Source organism: Streptomyces chartreusis NRRL 3882, assembly GCF_900236475.1.
Taxonomy (GTDB): Bacteria; Actinomycetota; Actinomycetes; order Streptomycetales; family Streptomycetaceae; genus Streptomyces; species Streptomyces chartreusis_D.
The window spans coordinates 1,831,681-1,851,961 of sequence record NZ_LT963352.1; the positions used below are offsets into that span (position 1 = coordinate 1,831,681).

General features: G+C 72.1%; 21 protein-coding genes and 1 pseudogene. 11 read left to right on the forward strand and 11 right to left on the reverse strand.

The window, feature by feature from the left end:
• The 8 genes from SCNRRL3882_RS08185 to SCNRRL3882_RS08220 form a co-directional block, all read right to left on the reverse strand.
• Positions 1-603 (reverse strand): D-sedoheptulose-7-phosphate isomerase, encoded by a 603-nt coding sequence (locus SCNRRL3882_RS08185; protein WP_010039181.1) that lies wholly within the window; start codon positions 601-603, stop codon positions 1-3.
• Positions 603-1,820 carry a glycosyltransferase gene (locus SCNRRL3882_RS08190; protein ID WP_010039182.1) on the reverse strand — a complete coding sequence of 406 codons (1,218 nt, stop codon included), beginning with the start codon at positions 1,818-1,820 and terminating at the stop codon, positions 603-605. Before SCNRRL3882_RS08190 ends, SCNRRL3882_RS08185 begins: the two co-directional genes overlap by 1 nt.
• The gene (locus tag SCNRRL3882_RS08195; RefSeq protein ID WP_010039184.1) at positions 1,817-2,767 is read right to left on the reverse strand and encodes a glycosyltransferase; all 951 of its coding nucleotides are present in this window, start codon (positions 2,765-2,767) and stop codon (positions 1,817-1,819) included. Before SCNRRL3882_RS08195 ends, SCNRRL3882_RS08190 begins: the two co-directional genes overlap by 4 nt.
• Positions 2,764-3,753, reverse strand: a complete 990-nt coding sequence (locus tag SCNRRL3882_RS08200) for a glycosyltransferase family 9 protein (protein ID WP_010039187.1) — start codon at positions 3,751-3,753, stop codon at positions 2,764-2,766. The genes SCNRRL3882_RS08195 and SCNRRL3882_RS08200 overlap by 4 nt, the downstream gene beginning before the upstream one ends.
• Positions 3,750-4,349, reverse strand: a complete 600-nt coding sequence (locus SCNRRL3882_RS08205; RefSeq protein ID WP_010039188.1) for a D-glycero-alpha-D-manno-heptose-1,7-bisphosphate 7-phosphatase — start codon at positions 4,347-4,349, stop codon at positions 3,750-3,752. The genes SCNRRL3882_RS08200 and SCNRRL3882_RS08205 overlap by 4 nt, the downstream gene beginning before the upstream one ends.
• Positions 4,346-5,344 carry a glycosyltransferase family 2 protein gene (locus SCNRRL3882_RS08210; protein ID WP_010039190.1) on the reverse strand — a complete coding sequence of 333 codons (999 nt, stop codon included), beginning with the start codon at positions 5,342-5,344 and terminating at the stop codon, positions 4,346-4,348. The genes SCNRRL3882_RS08205 and SCNRRL3882_RS08210 overlap by 4 nt, the downstream gene beginning before the upstream one ends.
• Positions 5,341-6,999 carry a carbamoyltransferase gene (locus SCNRRL3882_RS08215; RefSeq protein WP_010039192.1) on the reverse strand — a complete coding sequence of 553 codons (1,659 nt, stop codon included), beginning with the start codon at positions 6,997-6,999 and terminating at the stop codon, positions 5,341-5,343. Before SCNRRL3882_RS08215 ends, SCNRRL3882_RS08210 begins: the two co-directional genes overlap by 4 nt.
• A 151-nt stretch (positions 7,000-7,150) precedes the next feature.
• The gene (locus tag SCNRRL3882_RS08220) at positions 7,151-8,113 is read right to left on the reverse strand and encodes an NAD-dependent epimerase/dehydratase family protein (protein WP_010039194.1); all 963 of its coding nucleotides are present in this window, start codon (positions 8,111-8,113) and stop codon (positions 7,151-7,153) included.
• A 105-nt stretch (positions 8,114-8,218) separates the two neighbouring features.
• Here SCNRRL3882_RS08220 and SCNRRL3882_RS08225 point away from each other — a divergent pair, with 105 nt between their 5' ends.
• From SCNRRL3882_RS08225 to SCNRRL3882_RS41665, 10 genes and pseudogenes are all read left to right on the forward strand, one after another.
• Entirely contained in the window at positions 8,219-9,022 is an 804-nt protein-coding gene (locus tag SCNRRL3882_RS08225) for a polysaccharide deacetylase family protein (protein ID WP_010039197.1), read from the forward strand.
• 93 nt (positions 9,023-9,115) lie between these two features.
• A complete protein-coding gene (locus tag SCNRRL3882_RS08230) occupies positions 9,116-10,009 on the forward strand; it encodes a hydrolase (RefSeq protein WP_010039198.1) in 894 nt (297 codons plus the stop codon).
• A 118-nt stretch (positions 10,010-10,127) separates the two neighbouring features.
• The gene (locus SCNRRL3882_RS08235) at positions 10,128-10,568 is read left to right on the forward strand and encodes a hypothetical protein (RefSeq protein WP_010039201.1); all 441 of its coding nucleotides are present in this window, start codon (positions 10,128-10,130) and stop codon (positions 10,566-10,568) included.
• Between the two features lie 69 nt (positions 10,569-10,637).
• Entirely contained in the window at positions 10,638-11,444 is an 807-nt protein-coding gene (locus SCNRRL3882_RS08240) for a helix-turn-helix domain-containing protein (RefSeq protein WP_010039203.1), read from the forward strand.
• A 61-nt stretch (positions 11,445-11,505) separates the two neighbouring features.
• A pseudogene (locus SCNRRL3882_RS08245) lies at positions 11,506-12,063 on the forward strand (methyltransferase family protein); the annotation flags it as partial.
• A gap of 235 nt (positions 12,064-12,298) precedes the next feature.
• On the forward strand, positions 12,299-12,436 hold the full coding sequence (locus SCNRRL3882_RS40715; RefSeq protein WP_010039207.1) for a hypothetical protein: 138 nt from the start codon (positions 12,299-12,301) through the stop codon (positions 12,434-12,436).
• 195 nt (positions 12,437-12,631) lie between these two features.
• The gene (locus SCNRRL3882_RS40720; protein WP_010039210.1) at positions 12,632-12,853 is read left to right on the forward strand and encodes a hypothetical protein; all 222 of its coding nucleotides are present in this window, start codon (positions 12,632-12,634) and stop codon (positions 12,851-12,853) included.
• A gap of 111 nt (positions 12,854-12,964) precedes the next feature.
• On the forward strand, positions 12,965-13,678 hold the full coding sequence (locus SCNRRL3882_RS08255) for a DUF4145 domain-containing protein (RefSeq protein ID WP_040903049.1): 714 nt from the start codon (positions 12,965-12,967) through the stop codon (positions 13,676-13,678).
• An 833-nt stretch (positions 13,679-14,511) separates the two neighbouring features.
• The gene (locus SCNRRL3882_RS42580; RefSeq protein WP_418952371.1) at positions 14,512-15,006 is read left to right on the forward strand and encodes a hypothetical protein; all 495 of its coding nucleotides are present in this window, start codon (positions 14,512-14,514) and stop codon (positions 15,004-15,006) included.
• Between the two features lie 62 nt (positions 15,007-15,068).
• Positions 15,069-15,473 carry a hypothetical protein gene (locus tag SCNRRL3882_RS41665; protein WP_010039215.1) on the forward strand — a complete coding sequence of 135 codons (405 nt, stop codon included), beginning with the start codon at positions 15,069-15,071 and terminating at the stop codon, positions 15,471-15,473.
• On the opposite strand, the gene SCNRRL3882_RS40730 is transcribed toward SCNRRL3882_RS41665, so the two are convergent.
• Both SCNRRL3882_RS40730 and SCNRRL3882_RS08275 read right to left on the reverse strand, forming a co-directional pair.
• On the reverse strand, positions 15,451-15,759 hold the full coding sequence (locus SCNRRL3882_RS40730) for a hypothetical protein (RefSeq protein WP_010039216.1): 309 nt from the start codon (positions 15,757-15,759) through the stop codon (positions 15,451-15,453). The two genes, SCNRRL3882_RS41665 and SCNRRL3882_RS40730, sit on opposite strands and share 23 nt — an antisense overlap.
• Before the next feature lie 124 nt (positions 15,760-15,883).
• The gene (locus SCNRRL3882_RS08275; protein WP_010039219.1) at positions 15,884-16,360 is read right to left on the reverse strand and encodes a hypothetical protein; all 477 of its coding nucleotides are present in this window, start codon (positions 16,358-16,360) and stop codon (positions 15,884-15,886) included.
• 559 nt (positions 16,361-16,919) lie between these two features.
• Here SCNRRL3882_RS08275 and SCNRRL3882_RS08280 point away from each other — a divergent pair.
• Positions 16,920-17,975 (forward strand): type II CAAX endopeptidase family protein, encoded by a 1,056-nt coding sequence (locus SCNRRL3882_RS08280; protein WP_231911107.1) that lies wholly within the window; start codon positions 16,920-16,922, stop codon positions 17,973-17,975.
• A 144-nt stretch (positions 17,976-18,119) separates the two neighbouring features.
• On the opposite strand, the gene SCNRRL3882_RS08285 is transcribed toward SCNRRL3882_RS08280, so the two are convergent.
• A complete protein-coding gene (locus SCNRRL3882_RS08285; RefSeq protein WP_102514975.1) occupies positions 18,120-20,009 on the reverse strand; it encodes a SpoIIE family protein phosphatase in 1,890 nt (629 codons plus the stop codon).
• Between the last annotated feature and the right edge of the window lie 272 nt (positions 20,010-20,281).

The following is a 20,281-nucleotide window of genomic DNA, read 5'->3' on the forward strand; positions in this document are numbered from 1 at the left end:
TCACCTCCCGCCGTCGCCGTCGCGCCACGTGCCCCGTTCCACCGCCGCGTCGAACGCCGCGCACACCATGTGGACCGCGACCAGGTGGAGTTCCTGCACGGTGGCCCCGGTCGGCGCCTCGACGCACAGGGACTCGTCGCTGCCCGCCATCAGCGGGTTGGGCGCGGGCCCGGTGAGGGCCCACACCCGCACACCGGCCGCGCGGGCGGCGTCCGCCGCGGACAGCAGGTTGGCGCTGGCGCCGCTGGTGGACAGCAGCACCAGGACGTCGCCGGGGCGGCCGTGGGCGCGGACCTGACGGGCGAACACCTCGTCCACGCCGTAGTCGTTGGCGATGGCCGTGGTGCTGGAGGTGTCGGCGTGCAGGGCGAGCGCGGAGAACGGCGGCCGGTCGTCGCGGTAGCGGCCGACGAGTTCGGCGGTCAGGTGCTGGGCCTGGGCGGCGCTGCCGCCGTTGCCCGCGGCCAGCAACCGGCCGCCGCCGGTGAGCACGGCCGCGAGGCGCTCGCCCCACCGCTGTGTGAGGTGGGCCGAGGCGCGGAACGCGGTCAGGGCGTCCTGGAGTTCGTCGCAGTGCCCGGTGACGGGCGGGTGCACGGTCATCACGCCACCTCCTTCTGCTGTGCGGGTCCGGCGAGGACCTGGCGGTGGACCTGCTCCACGCCGTCGGCGACACGCCGCCAGGTGTAGTGGGTGAGGACGCGTTCGCGGCCGGCGCTGCCGTAGCGGCGGCGCAGCGCGTCGTCGGTGAGGAGTTCGCGCACGGCGCCCGCGATCGACTCGGGGTCCTGCGGCGGGACGAGCCGGCCCGTGGTGCCCTCGGCGACGCTGTCGCGGTGGCCGCCGACGTCGGTGGCGACGACGGGCACGCCGCAGGCCATCGCCTCCAGCGGCACGATGCCGAACGGCTCGTAGACCGGGGTGCACAGCACCAGGTCCGCGCTGCCGATCAGGGCGGGCATGCCGGCCGGGTCGACCGCGCCGAGCAGCCGCACCCGGTCGGCCACGCCGGTGCTCCGCGCGAGCCGCCGCAGCCGCCGCGCCTCGGCGTCGTCGGCGAGCCGGTCCGCGGCGGGTCCGCCCGCGATGAGGAGTTCGGCGTCCGGGATCTTGGCGAGGGCCCGTACGGCCTGGTCGTAGCCCTTGCGCGGGACGAGCCGGCCGCAGGCGAGCAGCCGGTGCCGTGCGCGGCGTGCCGGGACGCCGTCGGGCCGTACCCCGGGCCGGAAGTGCTCGGCGTCCACGCCGCAGGGCACCACGGACACCTGCCGGCGCGGCACGCCCAGCTCGGCCAGTTCGTGCACCTCGTCGGTGCAGGTGGCCAGGACGCGGGCGCAGCCGCGGCCGATCTGCCGTTCGATGCCGACGCGTTCGGGCGGGCTGGTGTCGAGCCGGCCCTGGTGGCGGCGCTTGACGGTGCCCAGGGCGTGGAAGGTCTGCACGACGGGCACGCCGTGCGGGTGGGCGCCGATCCGGGAGGCCATGCCGGACATCCAGAAGTGGGCGTGCACCACGTCCGGCCGCTCACGGGCCCAGGCGCGCGCCAGCCAGGCGCCGAAGCCGGGCATGTACGGGAACAGTTCGTCCTTGGGGACGGGCTCGGCCGGCCCCGCGGGCACGTGCTCGACGGCGGCGCCGCCGGGCAGCGGCACCCGGTCGGGCAGGCCGGCCGCGTCACGGCGGGTGTAGACCGTCACGTCGTGGCCCCGCCGCGCCAGTTCCTCGCTCAGGCGGGCCACGTACACGTTCTGGCCGCCGGCGTCGACGCCGCCGAGCGCGGCGAGGGGACTCGCGTGCTCGGACACCATGGCGATCCTCATCGGGCCACCTCCTTCAGCAGCCGCTCCCAGTCGTCCAGGAAGCGGGACAGCCCGTAGCGGGCGAGCGCCGCCGCCCGTGCTCCCTCGCCGACCATGCGCGCGTGCAGCGGGTCGGCGACGAAGTCCCGTACGGCGCGGGTCAGTTCGTCGATCCGGTTGGAGACCACTCCGGCGCCGGGCGGTACGGCCTCGGTGACCTCGGTGGTGGCGAGCGCGACGACGGGCATGCCGAGGTGCATCGCCTCCAGCAGGGACAGGCCGAGGGAGGTCCAGCGGACGGGGTGGACGTAGACGCGTCGCCGCGCCATGGCCGAGTGGAGTCCGGCCTGGGTGAGTTCGTGGGAGCGGCAGCGGTCGGCGGGAATGCCGAGCCGGTCGGCGAGGCCGTCGGTGCCCATGCCGAAGACGTCCAGCGGGGCCGCCTCGGCGAAGGCGGGCAGCAGGTCGGTGCCGGTGGTACGGCCGCGCCGCAGCGGCTCGTTGACGGCGACGGCGGCGCGTTCGAGCTCCCCGGTCCACAGCGGCCCCGGGTCGACGATGCCGTGCTCGATGACGGTGCCGGGCACCGCGCCGGCGTCCCACATCAGCCGGTTGAAGTGCGTGACGTGGACGAGGGTGACGCCGGGGATGTCCGCTGCCGGGTGGCGGGTGTCGGGCACGTCGCCGTGCGGGGCGTTGTGCTCCAGGTACACCAGCGGCGGGCGGCGGCCCAGCCACCGGTCGACCAGGTCGAGTTCGTGGGGGCGTTGCAGCACGACGACGTCGATGTCCTCGTTCCGCAGCCGCTCCGGCGGCACTTCCACGACCGTGTCGGGCCAGTCCCAGGTGCGGGCGCGGCCGAGCCCGTCGGGGCCCCGGTCGGGGGTGACGGGGACGAGGTAGGTGTGCGGGCCCTGCACGAACGCGGTGGTCCACGACCCGTGCACGTGCCAGAGGAGGATCCTCATGTCTCCCCCATCAGCTTCTCGACGGCGGTCACCACGTCGTGCGCGGTGACGGTGTCCAGGCAGGGATGACCGGGCACGGGGCACTCCCGTGCCCTGCTGTCCGCGCACGGGGCGTCCTGGTCGCCGAGCAGCACGTACGGGACGCCGTACGGCCGCCAGCGCTCGGCGGGGACGACCGGGGAGAACAGGGACACCACCGGGATGCCGACGGCGGCGGCGAGGTGGGCGGGTCCGGTGTTGCCGGTGACGACGACGGAGGCGCCGGCGAGGACGCCGGTCAGTTCCGCGGCTCCGGTACGGCCGCCGAGGTCGAGGGCGTGCGCGCCCGCGACGTGCGCGGTCAGGTCGCTCTCCCCCGCGCTGCCGGTCACCACCACGCGGTGCCCGGCGGCGGCCAGTTCGCGCACCGCCTCGGCGCAGCGCCCGGGGCTCCACGCGCGGGCGGGGACGCTGGCGCCGGGGTGCAGGACGACGTACGGCTCCGGGCCGGAGAGCCCGGTGGTGGCGGGCGGCGGGAGCACCCGCGGCCGGCCGTCGTCGGCCGGCGGGAACCCGGCGGCCTCGGCGAGGTCGAGCGCGGCCTCCACTTCGTGGGCGTGCGGGGCGCGGTGGTGGCGCACGTCGAGGAGGGAGCCGGGGTAGTCCTCGCTGTCGGCGGCGATGAAGTCCACGCCGGCCAGGCGCAGCAGCAGGGCGGCCGGCAGGGGTGACTGGTGGAAGGAGGTGAGGACGAGTGCGGTGTCGGCGTCGATGGTGTCGAGGAGCTGGTCGACCTCGCCGCGGCCGACGGGCGGGGGCGTGAAGCCCACCCAGGGCGCGTCCCACACGAGGATGTCGTCGACGCCCGGCAGCAGCCGGGCGGCGGGCGCGCCGCGCGGTCCGCACAGCAGGGTGACGGTGTCGGCGCGGGCGGCGACCGCGCGGATCGCGGGTCCGGCGAGCAGGACGTCGCCGAAGCTGTCGAGGCGGGTGACGAGTGCCTTCACGCGTCCCTCCCCTGCCCCGGGGCGGCCGTGAAGGCCTCCTGGATCGGGCGTTCGTCGGCGAGGACGCGGCCCCTCGGCGGCCCCTCCAGTACGGCCCGGACGGCGGTCAGCAGGTCCGGGGCGACATGGTCCGCGGCCGCGGTCTCCTCGGGCCGGGTCTGGGCGGTGGGGACGAGGATGCCGTGGGCGCCGGCGCGGCGGGCGGCCTCCACGTCGGCGCCGATGTCGCCGATGACGACGAGGTCGGCGGGGGCGGTGCAGATCCGCCCGGCCGCCCACAGGACCATGCCGGGCTGGGGCTTGCGGCAGTGGCAGCCGTCGTCGGGGCCGTGCGGGCAGACGGCGAACACCTCGAAGGGGCCGAGGAGTTCGTCGACGCGGTCGTTGACGCGGCGGACGTCGGCGTCGGTGAGCAGTCCGCGCGCGACACCGGACTGGTTGGTGACGACTCCGGTGCGGATACCGCGTTCGCGCAACAGTCCGAGCGCCTCGCGGGCGCCCTCGACGGGGCGTACGCGGTCGGGGTCGGCGTTGTAGGGGACGTCCTCGACCAGGGTGCCGTCGCGGTCGAACAGCACGGCCTTGACCGGGCTCATCGTGCCACCTCCTGCCAGGAGGGGGCATGGCGGTATCGCAAGGCACCGGTCAGCCGGTGCCAGGTCGCGGCGGGCGGGATGAGCACGCTGGTCGCCACCATGGTCGTCACCTCCTGGCGGGTGCGCGGGCCGGGGGCGATGCGGGCCCGGGCGAACTCCGCCGTGCCGGCCGCCCAGCCGAGCGCGCAGGCCGCGGCGGCCCGGCCGTGTCCGGTGGCGGCGAGGGCGCACGCGGCGACGCCCGCGGTGGTGATCGCCGCGTGCTTGCGGATCCGGCCGCGCGGCGCGACCGCCTTGTCCCACCAGTCGGGTCCGTGCAGATGCCGCATGAGGGCGTCGTCGGCGTTGCCGCGCTGCTGCCGCACGGACACCCAGCGGGAGGCGGGGCGGACGGGGTGGCGGGTGGTACGGCGGCCCTGCCGGATGCGCCAGCCCGCGTCGAGGAGGCGCAGCGCCAGGTCGGCGTCCTCGCGGAAGGCGCGCCGGAAGCGTTCGTCGAAGCCGCCGACCTGCTTGAGCGCCTCGGTGCGGTAGGCCATGTCGGCGGTGATCCAGTGGGCGCGGGCGAGTCCCGCGGTGCCGCGTTCCCAGTCGGTGGGGCGGCGTTCGCCGGGCAGCGGGACGGCGATGACGCCCTGGACACCCGCGATGTCGGGGGACGCCTCGGCGAGGTCCTCCGCCAGTTGGTCGCACCAGTGCGGCCCGATCTGGACGTCGTCGTCCAGGAACACGGTCCACGGCGCGGTCACCGCCCGCAGCCCGGTGTTGCGGGCGGCGGCGGGGCCCCGCCCGCCGCCCGTGAGCACGGTGGTGCGCTCCCGCAGGTCGCCGAGGACGCTCAACGGGTGTTCCAGCTGTCCGGGTTCGGGGTCGGGCCGGTCGTCGACGAGGACGATCTGCTCGGGGAGCGGCCCGGTCGCGGCGGCGAGCGCGGCGAGACAGTCGGCGAGGGTGTCCCGTACCAGGGTGGGGATGACGACGGCGTACGAGGTCATGCCGCTGCCCTCCCCGCGTCGAAGGCCCGCCCGCGGCGGACCGCGTACGGCCCGATGGCCAGCAGGTCGACGGGCGCGGAGCCGAAGCACTCCAGGGCGTCGCGCGGGTCGTCGACCATGGGCCGCCCGGCGGTGTTGAGGCTGGTGTTGACGACCACGGGCAGCCCGGTCCGCCGCTCGAAGGCCCGCAGCATCCGCGCCACCAGCGGTTCTCGCCGGTCCTCGACGGTCTGGATGCGGGCGGTGCCGTCGACGTGCACGACGGCCGGGACGCGGTCCCGCCACCGCTGTGCGACGTCGTGCACGAACAGCATGTACGGGCTGGGCAGCGGGCCGCCGGAGAACAGGTCGGCGGCGCGGTCGGCGAGGACCATCGGGGCGACGGGCCGGAACTCCTCACGGCCCTTGACGTGGTTGAGGCGTTCCAGGTTCTCGGCGCGGCCGGGGTGGGCGAGCAGGGAGCGGTGCCCGAGGGCGCGCGGCCCGTACTCGCTGCGGCCCTGGAACCAGGCGACGACACCGTCCCGGGCCAGTTCCTCGGCCACGGTCTCGGCGATGTCGTCGGGCTTGTCGTAGGGGATCGCCGCCGTGTCGAGCCAGGCGCGCAGTTCGTCGTCGCTCCAGCCGCGGCCGAGGTCGGCACCGGGCATGGGGCCGGGCTGTCCGCTCTCCGACGCGGCCAGGTGCAGGGCTCCGCCGAGGGCGGTGCCGGCGTCCCCGGCGGCGGGCTGCACCCACACGTCCCGGTACGGGCCCTTGGCCGCGATCTTCGAGTTGGCGACGCAGTTGAGGGCGACGCCCCCGGCCATCGTCAGTGCCTCGCCGCCGGCCTCGCGGTGCAGCCAGTGCACGAGCTCCAGCAGGACCTCTTCCAGGACGGCCTGGGTGCTCGCGGCGAGGTCGGCGTGGTCCTGGTTCCAGGGTTCGCCCTTGGCGCGGGGCGGGGCGAAGGCCGGCCAGTCGACGCCGTGGGCGCGGAAGCCGCCGTGGCCGGTGGGGTGGATGTACTGCCGCAACTGCGGCAGGAAGCGCGGGGTGCCGTAGGAGGCGAGGGCCATCACCTTGTACTCGTCGCTGCTGCGCAGGAACCCGAGGTGTTCGGTGAGCTCCTCGTAGACCAGGCCGAGGGAGTCGGGCAGCGCCTGGGTGGCGAGGGTGTCGAGCTTGCCGTCGCGGTAGCGGCCGGCCAGGTGTGAGGCGGCCTCGCCGCGGCCGTCCAGGACGAGGACGGCGCTGTCGGAGTGCGGGGAGGCGGGCCCGGCGGAGGCCGCGTGCGCGACGTGGTGGGGGACGAAGACGACCCGCTCGGGATCGAGGCCGGGCAGGGCCTCGGCGAGGAACTCGGGGGCGCGGCGCGCGTACTCCAGGCGGAGCGGGTCCCAGGGGTCGTCCAGGCCCATGTCGCGGGCCGGCCGGGCGAGTTTCGGGTCGAAGGAGTAGGTGACGGCGTCCAGGTCGCCGGGGCGCAGGCCCGCCCGCTCCAGGCACCAGCGGGCGGACAGCTCGGGCAGCTCCCACGCGGAGAACGGCAGCGGGCGCTTGCCGTGCTTGCGCCGGCTGAAGCGCTCCTCCTCGGCGGCCGCCACCGTCTCCCCGTCGACGACGAGGGCGGCGGCCGGGTCGTGGAACAGGGCGTTGATACCGAGGATGCGCATGGGGGTTCTGCTCCGTCCCGTGGTTCGTGTGGGGGACTACGGTGCTGCCGAGTGCCGCACCTCAGCTGTCTCAAACACTTGGAGCCAGCTGGCAGTGTTTGTTACGATTTGTCACCCTCTGTGGCCTGGCGAGAGACGTGAGGTGACCGGCTCAGGCGGCCACGGACCGTGAGAACCAGCCAATGGTCCGTTCCAGCCCCTCGCTCCAGCCGACCCGGGGGCGCCAGCCGAGCCGTTCCCGGGCCAGCCGGGTGTCGGGGCGGCGCCGGCCCGGGTCGTCGACGGGGCGGTCCACGAACCGGATGCGGGAGGCGGAACCGGTGATCTCCACGATCCGGCGGGCCAGCTCCAGCATCGTGATCTCGTCGCCGCCGCCGATGTTCACCGGCCCGGTCTCGGCGGAGGCGGCCAGGGCGAGCACACCGTCCACGGTGTCGTCGACGTAAGCCAGCGAGCGCGTCTGCCCGCCGTCGCCGGCGACGGTCAGGGGCATGCCGTCCAGGGCCTGCGCGATGAAGGTGGGGACGGCGCGGCCGTCGCCGGTGCGCATGCGGGGGCCGTAGGTGTTGAAGATGCGGACGATGGCGGTGTCGGTGCCGCGCGCCCCGCGGTGGGCGGTGACCAGGGCCTCGGCGAACCGCTTGGACTCGTCGTAGACGCTGCGCGGGCCGATCGGGTTGACGTTGCCCCAGTACGTCTCGCGCTGCGGGTGCTCCAGCGGGTCGCCGTACACCTCGGAGGTGGAGGCGAGGACGAAGCGGGCGCCGTCGGCGTGGGCCCGTTCCAGCGCGTGGCGGGTGCCGGTGCTGCCGACGTCGAGGGTCTCCAGCGGTAGCCGCAGGTAGTCGGCGGGCGAGGCGGGACACGCGAAGTGCAGGACGAGGTCGAACCGGCCGGGCAGCGCCTGCCAGGCCGCCGGGTCGGTGGCGTCGCCGCGCACGAAGCGGAAGCCGGGCCGTCGCTCCAGGTCGACCACGTTGGTGCGGGGCCCGGTGGACAGGTTGTCCAGGCACACCACCTCCGTGCCGGAGTCGAGCAGCCGCGCGCACAGATGGGACCCCACGAATCCGGCTCCGCCGGTCACCAGGGCCCGGCGCCAGGCGTCTCCGCTCACGGGTCTCTCCTCCCACTGGCTTTCACTTGCGTGGCGGCGCGGGTAACCAGACGAGAAGTACGAAACCTATGAACTGTGCGTATACACGCTGTGTATAGTCCCGGCATGCCTTCTCTGACCAAGAAGATTCCGACCAGGAAGACGAAGAAAACGGGGACCGCGTTCCGAACGGCCGGGACGCTCGCGGCGACCGCCGCCCTGGCACTGGCCCTGGGCGGCTGCTCAGGGCCCGACACCACGGCTCCCAGCGCCGTCCGGGCCCGGGCGGCGGCGGACATCCAGGCAGCCCCCTTCGGCACCGTCGACTGCCGTGAGGCCAAGTGCATCGCGCTGACCTTCGACGCGGGGCCGAGCGAGCACTCGGCACGCCTGCTGGACGTCCTGAAGGAGAAACAGGTCCCGGCGACCTTCTTCCTGCTCGGCAAGCGGCACATCGAGAAGTACCCGGAGCTGGTGCGGCGGATGGCGGACGAGGGCCACGAGGTGGCCGGCCACACCTGGGACCACAAGGTCCTCACCCGGCTGAGACCCGAGGAGATACGCGAGGAGCTGGAGCGCCCCAACCAGGAGATAGAGCGCCTCACCGGACAGCGCCCGACCCTGATGCGACCGCCGCAGGGCCGCACCGACGACACCGTGCACGAGATCTGCCGCGAGCTGGGCCTCGCCGAGGTGCTGTGGAGCGTGACGGCCAAGGACTACCGGACGACCGACTCGGACCTGATCACCCGCCGCGTCCTCGCCCAGGCGTCCCGGGACGGGATCATCCTGCTGCACGACATCTACGACGGCACGGTGCCGGCGGTGCCGGGGATCATCGACGCGCTCAAGGAGCGGGGGTACGCGTTCGTGACGGTGCCGCAGTTGCTGGCGCCCGGAAAGGCGGAGCCGGGGAAGGTGTACCGGTAGGACGGCGCAACGCTCCGGCCCGGAAAAGGAGTTGCGGCCGCTGTCGCGCGCCGGGAGGGTGCGGGCACCCCCAGGGCGTTGAAGGGAGATCCGTTGTCGCACTCTGACACCCCGGTCGTCCAGGAGTTCGCCGTGGCGGACCAGGACGCCGGGCCGTACGGCATCACGGCCGGGCCGGACGGAGCGCTGTGGCTCACCCTCGTCCACCGTGGCCGGGTCGGGCGTCTCACCTTGGACGGCGAGCTCACCCAGTACGCGCTGGACTCGCCGTCCTGCCGCCCCACGGTCATCACGCCCGGACCGGACGGGGCCCTGTGGTTCACCCGCTTCGCGGACCACCGGATCGACCGCGTCACGGTCGACGGCGAGACCGGATCGTTCGCCTTGCCGACGCCCGACTGCGGACCCTACGGCATCACGGCGGGTCCGGACGGCGCGATCTGGTTCACCCAGATGAACACGGACCGCATCGGCCGTCTGACGACGGACGGGGAGATCACCGAGTTCGCCCTCCCCGTGACGGGCGCGTTCCCCTCGGCGATCACCCAGGGCCCGGACGGCGCCCTGTGGTTCACGCTCAACCAGGCCAACGCCATCGGCCGCGTCACCGTCGACGGCGACATCCGCCTGTACCCGCTGCCCACCCCGGACGCCGCCCCGGTCGGCATCACCAGCGACGGCACCGACCTGTGGTTCGTCGAGATCGCGGCGGGCCGGATCGGCAAGGCCTCCCCGGACGGCCGGATCGAGGAGTTCCCGCTCCCCGACCGCACCTCCCGCCCGCACGCCATCACCGCGACCTCCCCCGGGGACTGCTGGTTCACCGAGTGGGGCAGCAACCGCATCGGCCGGCTCACCCCCTCAGGCAAGGTCCTCGAACACCCCCTCCCCTCCCCCGACTCCGAACCGCACGGCATCACGACGGCCCCGGACGGCACCGTGTGGGCGGCCCTGGAGACGGGGGCGGTGGCCCGGGTGGCTCCCTAGCCGCAGCGGTCATCGGCCTCTTCCGTCCACGCGTGCCGCGCGACCGCCCGGCTGGGCCGAGTGGGTGAGCAGGGGGCGAGCGGGGTGCCGAGCTGTGGGGAGTCCCTACGATCGTGACGTGGTGAACATCCTGCTCCAACGCACGGTCCCGCTCCCCCTCGACGAGGCGTGGCGGCGGGTCACGCAGTGGCGGCGGCACGGTGAGGTGGTGCCGTTGACGCGGGTCTCGGTGGTGCCGCCCGCGCTCACCGGCCCCGGCACCGTCGTCGTGGCCCGGACGGGTGTCGGGCCGCTGGCCTTCGAGGACCCGATGGAGGTCACGGTGTGGCAGCCGCCGGAGGACGGGGCTCCGGGGATGTGCCGCCTGGAGAAGCGGGGCCGGGTGGTGCTGGGCTGGGCGGAGCTGGAGGTGCGGCCGGGGCCCGGGGGGCGTGCCCGGGTCGTCTGGCGGGAGGAGATCCGGATCCGGCTGCTGCCGTCGCTCTTCGACGGCGTGCTGCGGTCCTCGGCCCGGTACGTGTTCGGCCGGGCGCTGAACCGTTTGCTCAGACGTCCGTGACGCCCCGGCGGCAGCCGGTGCGGAACTTTCGTCCAAGACAGGAGCGGCCGGGTCGGCGACCGTAGGGACATGCGCAGTTACGAAGCGGAGAGCGAGCCCGGCTGGGACGTCGTCCTCCCCCGCGACGGCCTGTCACTCGACGGCGTCCGTATGGCCGGGTTCCGTGAGCGGGCCGCCGCCGGGCTGGACCTGCGGGTGCTTCCGCAACCGGCGGTGGTCGTCGTCATCGGGCTCGGGGAGAGCCCGTTCTCGGTGGCAGGTGCCCGGGGGCACGAGGAGTTGCCGAGCTTCGCCGCCGCACTGACACCCGGCCCGGCCCGGATCCGCGCCGAGGGCGTCGAGTGCGTCGAGATGCGCCTGTCGCCCCGGGCCGCCTATGCCCTCCTGGGCGTCTCCCCGCGCGAGCTGGACGGCTCCGTCACCGGCCTGGAGGGCCTCTGGGGACGGGACGAGCGACAACTGCCGGAGCGGCTGACCGACGCCCCGGCCTGGCAGGAACGGCTCACGCTGGTCGACGAGTTCCTCGCCGGACGGGCCGCGCGGGCACCGGCGATGGCGCCCGAGGTGGCCGCCGCCTGGGACACCATCGTGGCCCGGCGCGGACGCGTGCGGATCGGCGACCTCGCCGCGGCCTGCGGCTGGAGCCGCAAGCGGCTGTGGTCCCGGTTCAGCGCCCAGATCGGCCTGACCCCGAAGCGCGCCGCCATGCTGGTCCGCTTCGACCACGCCGCCCGCGCCCTCACCGCGGGCGAGAACGCCGCCGACGTCGCCCTGGCCTGCGGCTACGTCGACCAGCCCCATCTCCACCGCGACGTACTGACGTTCGCGGGCTGCACGCCCACCGCCCTCGCCGGCAGGGCGACGTCCGCCGGCTGACCGGACGACACCACGTAGGAGAGGAAGACCTGTGACGGACACCCATGCCCCGGCACCGGACATGACCGACCGGGACCTGCTCGTACGGCTCGTCTTCGGCAGCATGGCCGCGCAGACCGTACGCGCGGCCGTCCGGCTGCGGGTCGTCGAGCTGATCGGCGACACCCCGCGCCCGGCAGCCGACGTGGCCGCCGACGCCGGAGCCGAACCCCAGCCCATGACCCGGCTGCTGCGCGCCCTGGCGGGCCTCGGCCTGCTGAGGGAACACAGCTTCGGCACCTTCGCCGTGGCCCCCGCGGGCGCGCTCCTCGACCCGGGCCGCCCCGGCTCGCTCACCTCCTTCGTGCGGATGTTCACCGACCCGGCGATCATCCGCGCCTGGGAGCACCTGGACGACAGCGTCCGCACCGGTGACGTCGCGTTCGACACCGTCTTCGGCACGGACTTCTTCCGCCACCTCGCCCGGCGACCGGAGCTGTCCGCGCAGTTCAACGCCGCGATGAGCCAGGCCACCGCGGAGACCGCCGCCGCGCTGCCGCACGCCTTCGACTTCGGCCGGTTCGGCACGGTCACGGACGTCGGCGGCGGCGGCGACGGCACGCTGCTGGCGGCCGTCATGCAAATGCTGCGCTGCATCCGCGCCACCACCCGACGACCACCACCAGGAGCAGCACCAGGGCCCTGCCCGACCTCGCCTCACATATGACAGCCTCACAGCGCTCCCCGCCCACCAGGGGAAAACAGGGTGTGTGACTCATAGCAGGAGTCGGGTGTCCACGAGCGGCGGCGTCAGAGGACGGTGCCGTGCAGGGCGCGCCGGTCGCCAGAGATCGCGTAGCGGCGGGGGCGAGGCCGTGATCGAGGGGCTCGCCGATCTCCTCGCAGAGCTGGGCGAGGACGTCGGCCGCCTCGGTGTCGGACAGGTGATCAGCTCCGCGACGTCAGCGGTACGGCCGGCGACGGCGATCAGGGCGCGCTGGGACAGGCCGTAGTCGAGCGCGGTCGCGGTGGCCGAGTCGGTGTCTCGCGTGCGAGACGTCTCGGTGCCGGCGCTGACCGCGCCGTGTATCGCGGCGAGGGCGCGGGCGACGTCGAGCAGCCGGTACGCCTGTGCGCGGCTGATGCCGACTCCGCGGCGCAGTACGACTCCCAGCTGCCATGCCTGAGCGGCACCAGACGCGGGCGGCGTGCGCGTCGCGGACCCGAGCGACGAGCACCGCAACGGAGCGCCGGACGTCGTCCATCGCCTCGCGCAGCCCGACCGTCATCTCCCGGGCGCGGGCCGCACTCAGCGGCGGCCGCGCTGGTTCGGCGACGTCGCCCTGGTCCTGGTCGTGCACGCCCATGACTCCATCGTCCTCCGCGTCGGCGGGCCGGACCAGGGTGTGCGAAAGCACGGTGACCTCTGACAGATAATCTTGACTGTTTGCCAGGTGAGTTTGACCGCCCAGCTCAGAGCATGGTGGACCGGGACAGGAAACTCGCTGCCGAATACCCCGGCGGTCCGCTATCCCTGGACCATGACCAGTCTCACCGTTGACCAGAACGGCCTCGTCCCCCCGGGCCTGTGCCCGAACTGCCACCTGAACACCGGCTTCTCGGTCCGAAACTCCGGACTTAGCACCTACATCTGGCCGCATCCTCAGACCGAGCACCCGTCTGTCGAGCATCAGATCAAATACGGGATGCGCACCTGGCTGCGGCAGATTCCCGCCATCTGCGGGCACTGCAGCAAGACCGTGGTCCTGCACCAGCTGATCCGCTTCAACGAAGACGGAAAGACCGGTGATGTGCTTCGGGTGATCCAGGTCTGGCCGGAGCGGCAGCCGCGCGAGCTGCACACCTCCGTCCCGAACACGGTGCGCGACCTGTTCGCGGAGGGCGCGCGGGCGGAGGCCGCCGAGGCATACCGCGCGGCGGGGGCGATGTATCGGGCTGCCGTCGAGGAGATCTGCAAGGACCTCGGCGCCGAGGGCAACAACCTCGCCAGCAAGATCAATGACCTGGTCAACCGGGGCGTCACCCAAGAGATTGTGGAGGACCTCCACGAGGCCCGCTTCCTCGGCAACTGGAGCCTGCACGATGGCCTGGAGTTCTCCGCCGAGGAGGTCGCCGACGTCGCCGGCCTGATCGCCGAGGCCGTCCACATCCTGTACGTGCAGCCCGAGGAGCGACGGGCGATGCGCGACGCCCGCAAGGCGCGGCGCGACGCCTTCGCTGCTGGAAACCCGTAGCCGATCGGGCCCAGGGTGTGCGGGGAGAAAGAAATGCTCTTTATCCTTCCCGACGCCGTCTCGGTGTGCCGGAGCCAAATCCGGAGACTCCTGGCCCCGGCGGGCGAGCACGCCGGGCGGGCGCTCACTCGGGCCAGCGCGCAGGACCCGCCTCCGCGTCCGCATCCTGGGCATCGACTCCCTCGCGACGGAGCAGAGTCCGGGCGCTCCTGCCCGATGCTGGTCCGGGTCCCGGAATGAAACCCTGGCGCGGCCGTCGTCAGGCGCGGAGGAACACTGTGATCTTTTGCGCTCCCCAAACCGGTCAAGATCACTTACCAAACGGACCAAGATCGCATGTCAGGAGCCACACGGGCGCGAGCTGCGCCTCACAACCTCAGGGGAAACGGCCTGTGAGCCTCACAGATCTCACAGCGTGACACACCAGGCCGGGGCGCGAAACGGGCGCGGGTCCGTCAGCCGGGGCGGCGGCCAGCAGGTGGTCAGCGTCGCCTTCGGCCGTGACCGGGCAGGCCAGCCGGGATCGCGTACACGCTGGAACCACTGCTGCTGGGGGCCGACTCCGCCCGCCACCCTTGGGTTAGCGCGGGCGGCACCATGCGCAGCAGCCCTTTCACGGCGGGGCGGGGAGTGGCTGGAGTGCTTATCGGCTCCCCGGACAGCGGGCAGCGCTCCCCCTCCGGCATGCGGTGCTGGGCGAGAGTGTCCTTGTGGGTGATGCGGGCCCAGGTGCCGCAGGCGCACTCGTAGCTGTTCGTCAACTCTCTGCCGGTCACCACCACTTGCCCGGATTTCGGGCGGGAGGCTGCGACACTACAAGCTCCGCGGGCGAGATGACGCTCTACGACACCTCGCGCCCCTGGCACGGTTGGGCAGAAGCGGACACCGGCGCTGTGGACGGCATCATGGTGCAACTGCCCCGCCAACTCCTGCCCGTGCCGCAGGACAAGGTCCGTCTCCTGACCGCGGTGCGGTTGTCCGGCCGAGAGGGTATGGGAGCGCTGCTGGCCGGTTTCCTCAGGCAGATGGTTGCGGATGCCACGTCTGGCGACGATCGACCTGGTGGTAGGCGCGAGATGTCCGGTCGGCCCGGACGGTGCCCGGCGGAATGCCCGGTCGGTGAGGGCCTGTTCGACGGCCTGCCCGTACGGCCAATGCGGCAGCGCCTGAGGCCACGTCCTCCATCCCGGCGGATCAAGCAGCACCGGCCTCACCGCTCGCAGACGCGGTCGACGGCGGCTTCGGCCACGAGCCGGTCTTCACGGGCGTCATCGAGGCTGATCTGCTGGGGGCGACCTGACCGGCGTCGACGAGGTCCTCGCCCCTGAGGGCGATCCCCGTGAGCCGGCCGCGTTGGAGACCGGCGGTGTCCAACAACTGGTAGTCCAGGGTGTGCAGTTCGTCGTCGTGGGCGGAGGGTTCGGCCAGGCGGCGGGTCTTCTCCCACCGGGGGCTGCCGTCGGCGAACGTCAGCGGCAGGGTAACGGCGCGGGCCGATGCCGCGGGCCCGGTCGGCGGCCAGGCGGCCGGCGCGGCCGCCCAACAGACGCTGCACGGTGGCGGCCGGGACGGCGGCGAGCAGGCCGACGCTGTAGATGCCGTATTCGCGCAGCATCTGCGCCTGGCGCGGGCCGATGCCGTGCAGGGCCTCGACCGGCAGCGGCCGGAGCCAGTCGGGACCCTGGTCGGAGCCGACGGCGAGGACACCGCCGGGCTGGTCGAGCTGGCTGGAGGGGCGGCCGCGATGGTGTTGGAGGGGCCGATCCCGAGTTCTATGCGCCCATGCCGTCGATGATGCAGTAGGCGACGTACAGGCCGTACAGAGTGAGGAGCAGGCCGAGGAATCGTGTCCACGCGGGCAGGGTACGGCGCTGATGGGTGTTCCACATGCGCTTCAGGCGCACGACGGCGGAAACGGCACCGAGTGCGGCGATCGCTGTGAACACCCAGAAAAGCACGGGTCGATCACTCGTCGGCGCGTTCTGCACTCCGGCGTTGCCGATGATAAGCAGGAGGTAGGGGGCGATGTACTGAGCCGGGCTGAACTCCCGAACCCTCTCAGAGCTACTGGAATCGATCATGGGATGCCTCCGAAGCGTGGTAGGTGTCGGCATGGACGTGCGCCCCACGGCAGGGGGAACAACCGTGGGGCGCACATGGGTGTTACAGCCCCCGGGGAGGGGCCGCATCAGGTGGAGCGGTACATCACAGGATGATGTCGATGAGCCACTCGATGGCCGTCTTGACGGAGATCGCGCCCCCCAGGGTCAGGGCCTTCTTCACCCAGCCCGGAAGGGAGTTCCACTTCTCCTTGAAGTAGCCCTTGCCCTTCTTCGCCCAGTCCGTCAGCTTCTTCTGCCAGGAGTCGGGCAGCGCCTTGAAGGCCTTCTTCAGCGCCTTCTTCTTCAGCTTGTCCAGCCAGCCCTTGGCAGCGACGTCGTCGCCGGCGTAGACGGCAGCGATCTCCGCCTGGGTGAGGCCTTCTTCTCTCAGGAGCTGCTGGCCCTCAGCGGAGTCGAGATAGCTGACGAACGCCTCATGCGAGGAGAACTCGAACTCCGGGTCGAACTCCTCCGGGGTGACGGAGGCGGCAGCGGCCGTCCGGCGCTGCTCGGTCGCCTGCGCCGCCGTGGTACCAGCGGCACCCAGGGTGAGGGCAGCAAGAGCAGCGACCGCACTCATGCGGATATGCCGACGATTCACTATCGTGGTCCTTCGGGTAAGACGGTGCGGGCGCTGCCTCCCGGTGCACTGATGGCCTGGAAACCGTGTGCGTCGGAAATGGCGGTGCCCGCACCCCCGGGCGTCTGTGCCGGGGGCGGTGAAGAACCTAGCCCTCTTTCGATCATCAGTTCCAGATGTTGAGACGCATATGCCCTGAACCTTTCCTTGCCTCCGGACGGGCACTCAGGAGATTCTTCGCATACCGGACGGACAGATCCGGACGATCTACGGCAAGCTGCCCGGCGGAAAGAACAAACCGGACTGGCTGCTACCGCCACCCCGAAACCTCAGGTTCCGCTCAACTCACGTATATCCCACCGAGTTACTCCCGTGGACAACAGCGTGCGGGGCCCGCGAAAACGTCACACCGGTGCTGGTGGTGGCTTCCGGAACACGGGCGGGAGCGGTCCGCTGTACCGATGTCTCGAAAGGGACCGGAGTATCCACCCCTGGGCTGAGCGGTCACTCCTGCTTCGGGCGGACGCCCCGGCACTCCGCTGTTGGGATGCTGGCGATCATGACAACTGCATCTCCGGACCTCGCCGGCTTCGCGTATCACCGCATGGGCCGCCGCACCAGTCGGCAGCGCTGGTGGCGGCCAGTGCTCGGCAGCGTGCTGTTCCTCCCGAGCTGGCTCGTGCTCGTTCTCCTGCTGTACGCCTTCTCCTACGCCCTCGGAACAGCAGCCGGATACCCGGAACTAGCCGACGGCGGTGTGGACTTAGGCCCACTGCGCAACACAGCACTGGACCTGACGTACCTCGCGGTCGCCCTGCCCCTCATCCTGCTCGCCGTACGGTGGACCGAGCGACGACCTGCCGGCACCCTGTCCTCGGTTACCGGACGACTGCGCATCCGCTGGCTGGCATGGTGCCTGCTCGCCGCTCTCTTCCCCGTGACCCTTCTGGCGCTGAGCACCATCTTTCTGCCGGACGACAGTTCTGCTTCCGGAACGTCCGCGGCATGGGTCGGCTGGCGATCGTTCCTCGTCTCCCTGGCCGTCCTGGCCGTCTTCGTTCCGGTACAGGCCGCAGCCGAGGAATACGTCTTCCGGGGCTGGTTGACCCAGGCAGTCGGCGCCTTCCTGCGCTCCCCGTGGCTTGCCGTACTCCCCCAAGCCGCGCTGTTCGCCACCGCCCACGGCTGGGGCACCACGTGGGGCTTCATCGACCTGCTTGTCTTCGGCCTGGTGGCGGGGTGGCTGACCATCCGCACGGGCGGCCTCGAAGCCACCATCGCCCTGCACGTCCTGAACAACCTGCTGGCCTTCGGCGTCTCCGCCGCAGTCGTCGACGGACTGTCCTCCGACGAGACCGCAGCCGACGCACCCTGGCAACTCGCCCTCGCGGACATGGCAACCGTCCTGCTGTACGCCGCGATCGTGCTGCGAGTTGCCCGTCGCCAACGCCCGCAACACCTCGCACCCCCGGTGGCCACGCCGCCCGCACCACCGGCACCGGACCCGTACCCCCAGCCGTTCGTCACGCCTCCGACCGGCAGGTCCTGCTCATACGACACAGCTTCCGGGCGGGACCGGCCAAACTGCGCCGAGACGCCAAAGAGAGGCATCTGATGGCCCCCCGCGGCGGTGCTGCCACCCCAGGATGAGCAGGGCCAGGCGCTGACCCCGAGCTGATAGGGCGCGCCATGCAGGAAGTGAGCCTGAACACTTTGGCCAGAGGGCTGCCTGGTCTCCCACACTCGCGGCAGCCCAATCTCACCGGTTGAGTTCAAACCAGACCACCTTGCCAGTGCTCAGCCGGGTCGCGCCCCAGCGGTGGGCCAGCCGATTCACCAGGTACAGGCCACGTCCGGCCTCGTCGGTGACGCGGGTCTGCTGCAGCCGAGGGAGTTGCGGCACGTCGTCGCTGACCTCGCAGCGCAGCACGTCCGTGCGCAGCAGCCGCATGGTGACCGGCCGGGAGGCGTACCGCACTGCATTAGTCACGATTTCACTGACCAGTAGTTCCACGGAGTCCGTGAGTTCCTCCATGCCCCAGCGGGTGAGCGCGCGGCGGGCGAGACGTCGGGCCCGGCTGGGGGCCGTGTCATCCGGCTCCAGGAACCAGTAGGCCACGTCGCTGGGTGCGATCCCGTCGAAGCGGGCGGCGAGCAGCGCGATGTCGTCGTCCCGGTCGCCACGGCCGAGCATGTCGAGCACCTCGTCGCACAGCGCTTCCAGTGGTGGCGGCTGGTCTGGTCCGGTGAGCTGCGCGACCGCGGTGAGCTTCTCCCGCAGCTGCTCGATGCCGGTCCACACATCCCGCAGGCGGGACTCGACAAGGCCGTCGGTGTACAGCAGCAGGGTCGCGCCGACAGGCGCGTCTAGCTCCACCGCATCGAAGTCGACACCGCCGACCCCGATCGGGGCACCGGCGGGCACGCGCAGCACCTCGGCACGGCCGCCCAGGTGGAGCAGGACGGGTGGCGGATGGCCGGCGTTGGCGATGGTGATGCGGTGCGATACCGGGTCGTAGACGGCGTACAGGCAGGTCGCGATGTAGTCAGTGCCCAGTCGCTGGGCTTGCTCATCGAGGGCGTGCAGCACCTCGTGCGGCGGCAGGTCCAGGCCCGCGAGCGTCTGTGCAGTGGTGCGGAGTTGGCCCATAAGGGCTGCCGACGTCATGTCGTGGCCCATGACGTCACCGACGACCAGGGCAACCCGGCTGCCGGGCAACGGGATCGCGTCGTACCAGTCGCCGCCCACCCGGACCGTCTCCGCCGCAGGCAGATAACGGGAGGCCAACCGCACACCGGTGCAGCGGGGCAGGGTCTCCGGGAGCATTCTGCGCTGCAGCTCGTCAGCGATAAACGCCTCGCGCCCGTTCAACGCTGTCCTATCGATGCTCAGTGCACTGTGCGTGGCGAGCTGCGCCGCCACCAGCAGGTCGTCCTCCTGGAATGCGCGCCGCTCGGGGTTGCACAGGAACAGCGCGGTGCCGATCACCCGGCGCCGGCCGCGCAGTGGCGCGAGGATCGCGCGCTTTCCGGGTGGGACGCAGCACTCAGCGTTCTTTCCGAGCAGCTCGGGCAGGGCCGCCCGGGCTGCGGGCGTGTTGGTGAAGATTGGGCGCACGCCGCGCAGCACCTCGGCGAGCGCGCTACCGGGCCGAACCTCGCACAGCTGCGTGCCGACCACGTCCAGCTCGGTGGGCTCCAGCTGTACCAGCGGCATGAACCCCCCGTCGGCTTCGCCCTCCCCCGGCCTATGGTCGGTGCGGCTCAGCCGGAGCACCAGCGGGCCGGTGGGCCGCTCATCGCCGACGGGCAACGGGTCGCGTAGGTAGACCAGGATCGCGTCGGAGAAGGTAGGCACGGTGGCCCGGCACAGCCCCATCACAATTTCGTCCAGGTCTAGGCCCCGGGCGATGCGCCGGGTCGCGGCACCTATGTAGCGCAAACGATCAGCCGACAGGCGCGATGCATCGACAGGAAAAGTGGCGTCGGTGCTGGTCAGCTGGTTGTCCCGGGTTGTTCGGGACAACGTAGAGGGCTCTTCATCTGCCCGAGGCAGGGACTGTTGGGTGACTAAGTGCTGAGCTTGGGCCGGCACCAACTTGATGGTGCCGCTGGCAGAATCCGAGCGCGGAGATGCGCGATACCCCATGTCCTGGGCAGCTTGCTGAACGGCATCGTGCTCCTCATCAAGCACGGCCCGCGCCTTCTCCAAGGCAAGATCGACATCGTCGAGAGCCGCGTCATCGTCAGAGATCGCTTGCAAGCCGGGCTGAGGAGCCTGGGGGGTCAGCTCCTGCGCGAAGTCGCGATCCTCATATCCTGCCCACTTGCGCAGCTCAGCGAGTTCGGCTTCCAGAAGCTGAATGCGGCGCGCAGCATGGTCGGCCACCTGCTGGGCCGTGTCTCTCTCCTGCTCTGCAC